Raw genomic sequence first — 5,063 nt, 5'->3', positions numbered from 1 at the left:
ATGCCCGGCCAGGAACGCCCCCAGCCGACGCGCCTGCTCCCGCAACGCCACATCCGACTTCCCCGACAACACCCACGGCACCACCCCGCCCGCGGCCCCCGTCGAAACCCGGACCGGCTCCTCAGCAGCCGCCTCGATCACCACATGCGCGTTCGTACCGCTGATGCCGAACGCCGAGATGCCCGCGCGACGCAGGTGGCCGTTGTCGGGCCAGGGCCGGGCATCGGTGAGCAGCCGGATGTTTCCGGACCCCCAGTCGACGTGCGAGGTCGGCGCGTCGACATGCAGCGTCGGCGGCAACTGCCCGTGCCGCATCGCCATGACCATCTTGATCACACCCGCCACACCGGCCGCCGCCTGGGTGTGCCCGATGTTCGACTTCACCGACCCCAGCCACAACGGCTCCACCCGGTCCCGGCCGTAGGTCGCCAGCAGCGCCTGCGCCTCGATGGGATCACCGAGCCTCGTCCCCGTACCGTGCGCCTCCACCACGTCCACCTCGGACGCCTCCAACCCGGCGTTCGCCAACGCCTGACGGATCACCCGCTCCTGCGACGGACCATTCGGCGCCCCGAGGCCGTTGGAGGTGCCGTCCTGGTTCACCGCCGAACCCCGCACCACCGCCAGCACCCGGTGCCCATTGCGACGGGCGTCCGACAACCGCTCCAGCAGCACCAAGCCCGCGCCCTCACCCCAGGCCGTACCATCGGCCGCCTCGGCAAACGCCTTCACCCTGCCGTCGGGAGCCAGGCCGCGCTGGCGGGAGAACTCCGTGAACCCCAGCGGGGTCGCCATCACGGTCACCCCGCCGGCCAGGGCCAGCGAACACTCCCCCGAGCGGAGCGCCTGCGCTGCCAGGTGGATCGCCACCAACGAGGACGAGCAGGCGGTGTCCAGCGAGACCGCCGCGCCCTCCAGCCCCAGCAGGTAGGCGATCCGGCCGGAGGTCACGCTGGTCGCGGCGCCCGTACCGAGATAGCCCTCGGCGTCGGCGGGTGCCTGGTCACCGTAGCCGGATGCCCAGATGCCGGTGAACACGCCCGTCTGGCTGCCCCGCAACGACGTCGGATCGATCCCCGCATCCTCGAACGTCTCCCACGCGGTCTCCAGCAACACCCGCTGCTGCGGGTCCATCGCCAGCGCCTCACGCGGCGAAATCCCGAAGAAATCGGCATCGAACCCCGCCGCGTCCGCGAGAAAACCACCAGACCGCGTATACGACGTCCCGGGATGCTCCGCATCCGGATGGAACAACCCCTCAACGTCCCACCCGCGATCACCCGGAAACGCCCCGACCGCATCCACCCCACCCGACACCAGGCCCCACAGCTCCTCCGGCGACCCCACCCCACCCGGCAACCGGCACCCCATACCCACGATCACCACCGGATCAGCCCCATCACCCACCGACACCACCGGCACCACCGACACCGGCACCACACCCGCACCCTCACCGAGGATCCCGCTCAGCAGGTGCTCGGCGAGTTGCCGCGGGGTGGGGTGGTCGAAGGTGACGGTGGCGGGCAGGCGCAGGCCGGTGGCGGTGTTGAGCCGGTTGCGCAGTTCGACGGAGGTCAGGGAATCGAAGCCGAGGTCCTTGAACGGCTGCCGGTCCCATGCGGCCCCCGGTTCGCGGTGACCGAGCACGGCTGCGGTGTTGGCGGTGACCAGGTCGAGTGCGGCTCGCAGCCGTTCGGCCTCCGGCAGTGACCGCAGGCGGTCGGCGATCGCGCCGTGCCGCGCCGGGCGCCGGGCCGCCTTGCGGGAGACGAGGCCCTTGAGGGCTGCCGGGGCGCCCGCCATCACGGAGAGGTCGAGGCGTACCGGCACCAGCGCGGCCCGGTCCGTGGCCAGGGCCGCGTCGAACAGCGACAGGGCGTGGTCGGTGGCCAGTGGCACGACCCCGGCTCGCATCAGCCGGTCCTGGTCGGCACCGGTCAGGTGCCCGGTCATGCCGCTCAGCTCGGCCCAGTAGCCCCAGGCCAGCGAGGTCGCCGGCAGTCCGAGGGCGCGCCGGTGCACGGCGAGGGCGTCGAGGAAGGTGTTGGCCGCGGCGTAGTTGGCCTGCCCGGGGCTGCCGAGCGTCCCGGCCGCCGAGGAGAAGAGGACGAACGCCGTCAGGTCCCGCCCTCGGGTGAGTTCGTGCAGGTGCCAGGCCGCCCGTGCCTTGGGCTCCCAGACCGCGGCGAGGCGTTCGGGGGTCAGGGACTCGACCACGGCGTCGTCGAGCACGCCGGCGGCGTGGACGACCGCGGTCAGCGGGTGCGCGGCCGGGATCGAGTCCAGTACGGCCGCCAGCGCGTCCCGGTCGGCCACGTCGCAGGCGGCCACGGACACCTCCGCGCCCAGCCCGGCCAGTTCCTCGCACAACGCCGCCCCGCCACCACTGCGGCTGACCAGCAACACATGCCGCACACCCCGCTCCGCCACCAGATGCCGGGCCACATGGCCCCCCAGCGTCCCCGTACCACCGGTGATCAGCACCGTACCGGCCGCATCGAGATCCGCAGGAACCGTGAGGACGATCTTCCCGACGTGAGCGGCCCGGCTCATGAACCGGAAGGCGTCGACCGCGTCCCGGACCCCGCGTACGTCCAACGGCAGCGGTGCGAACTCGCCGTCCGTGAATTCCCGTACGACGGCGTCCAGGATCTCGCCGAGCCGTTCCGGCCCCGCGTCGGCGATGTCGAACGCCCGGTAGACGATGTCGGGATGGTCGGCCGCGTCGCGGATGTCGGTCTTGCCCATCTCCACGAACCGGCCGCCGGGCCCGAGCAGCCGCAGGGAGGCATCGACGAACTCGCCGGACAGCGAGTCCAGAACCACGTCCATGGGCGGGAACTTCTGCTCGAACTCCAGGGTGCGCGACGAGGCGATGTGGTCCTCGTCCAGTCCCAGGGCGCGCAGGGTGTGCCATTTGGCCGGGCCGGCGGTGGCGAACACCTCCGCCCCGAGCCGCCGGGCCAGTTGGATCGCCGCCATGCCGACGCCGCCGGTGCCGGCGTGGATCAGGACCCGGTCACCGGCCTTCAGCCCGCCCAGGTCACGCAGGCCGTACCAGGCGGTCAGGAACACCACGGGCACTGCCGCGGCCCTGGCGAACGACCAGTCGTCGGGCATCCGGACCAGCAGCCGCTGGTCGGCGACGGTGACCGGGCCGAAGGCGCCGGGGACCAGGCCCATGACGCGGTCGCCGGGGCGGAACCGGGTGTCCGGGCCGGTTTCGAGGACGACGCCCGCGCCTTCGCCGCCCATCAGGGCCTCGCCGGGGTAGACGCCGAGGGCGATCAGCACGTCCCGGAAGTTCAGGCCGGCCGCCCGCACGGCGATCCGAACCTGCCCGGGCTCCAGCGGCTCCATGAGCTCCGGGCGGGGCACCAGCGCCAGGTCGTCGATGCTGCCGGTGCCCGTGTCCTCCAGCCGCCAGGTCCCGTCTGGCGGGGTGAGGCTCCCGCCGACGCGGACCAGGCGGGGGACGCGCAGCGCCCCTTGGCGTACCGCCAGTTCCGGCTCGTCCGTGCCGGCGATCAGCGCGGGGTCCCAGGTCGAGTCGGCGTCGACCAGGACGAACCGGTCGGGGTGTTCGGCCCGCGCGCCGCGGACCAGGCCCCAGACCATCGAGTGGTGGAGGCCGACCACGTCACCGGGCGCGGCGGCGACGGCGTTGCGGGTGACGACCGCCAGCCGTGTCCGCTCGCCCGCCAAGTGGTCCCGGATCACGGCGAGTACGCTCTGCGCGCTCTCGTACGCCGCCTCGACGGTGTCCGCCTCGGGCTCCGGCCCGGGCACCTCGTAGACGACCAGGTCCGCGGGGTCGCCGCCCGTCGATGCCGATTCGCAGGGGACCCAGTCGAGTGCGTACAGGCTGTCCGGGACGGCGGTGGCGTCCCGGACGGTCAGCGACGTGATGACCGCGACCGGGGTGCCGTCCGGATCGGCCACGGCCACGGTGTACGTGTCCGGCCCGGTGGCGGACAGGCGTACGCGCAGCGTCCCGCGGCCGGCGGGCCGTATCGCCACTCCGGTGAACGCGAACGGCAGGCCGGTGCGGTCGGTGAGGAAAGCCATGGGGTGCAGTGCGGCGTCGAGCAGCGCGGGGTGCAGGGCGAACGGTTCCTCGGCGGGAAGCTCCACCTCGGCGTAGACGGTGTCGCCGACCCGCCAGGCCGCCGTGACGCCCTGGAACGCCGGCCCGTACTCGTAGCCGAGCACGGACAGCGAGTCGTAGAGCCCGTCGACGTCGAGGGGCTCACCGGCCGGCGGCCAGTCCCAGGTGCTCAGCACCGGCTCCTCGCCCAAGGTCCCGGTGGCGTGCCGCACCCACTCGTCGCCGTCACGCGAGTACACCGTGAGCGGGTTGCGGCCGTCGTCCTCGGGGCCCACGACGACCTGGAGGTGCACCGGGGTGTCGTCGAGGACGAGCGGCGTTTCGAGCACCAGCTCCTCGACCGCGTGGCCGAGCCGGCCGGCCGCGTAGGCCGCCATTTCCGCGAACGCGGTGCCGGGCAGGAGGACGGAGCCCCGCACGGCGTGGTCGGCCAGCCACGGGTGGGTGGCGAGCGAGATCCGTCCGCTGAGCACCGCGCCGTCGGGCAGTTCCACGAACGTGCTGAGCAGGGGGTGGTCGCCCGACTCCGTCGGGACGGGCCGCAGCCAGTACGGCTGGCGCTGGAAGGCGTACGTCGGCAGGCTGACGGGCTCGGTGTCGTCCGGGAACCGCCAGTCGACCGGGACACCATGGACGTGCAGGCGGCCGAGCGAGGTGAGGAAGTCGTCCTGGTCGCGCCGGAGCGTGCCGGTAGCCAGGAGGTCGGAGCCGTGGTGGTGACCGGTCTCCTCGACGGCGGAGACCAGGACCGGGTGCGGGCTGACCTCGACGAAGACGGTGTGGCCGTGGTCGAGCAGCGCACGGGTGGTCTGGTCGAACAGCACGGGTTCGCGGAGGTTGCGGTACCAGTAGCCGGTGTCGAGGGCGGAGGTGTCGATCTGCTCGCCGGTCACCGTCGAGTAGAACGGGATCGTCGCCGGGCGCGGTGTGATGCCGGCGAGGTCGGTGAGCAGTT

1 protein-coding gene is annotated in these 5,063 nt (G+C 72.8%); it reads right to left on the bottom strand.

Annotated features, from left to right (window positions below; translation table 11 throughout):
* Window positions 1–5,063 (bottom strand): SDR family NAD(P)-dependent oxidoreductase (locus tag ACZ51D_RS43390; RefSeq protein ID WP_465665821.1); only part of this gene is annotated, 5,063 nt, incomplete at both ends.

This window comes from Kitasatospora sp. NPDC033851 (genome assembly GCF_055576085.1).
The sequence above is the reverse complement of the archived record's forward strand: the minus strand, read 5'-3'. Positions and strand labels throughout refer to the sequence as shown.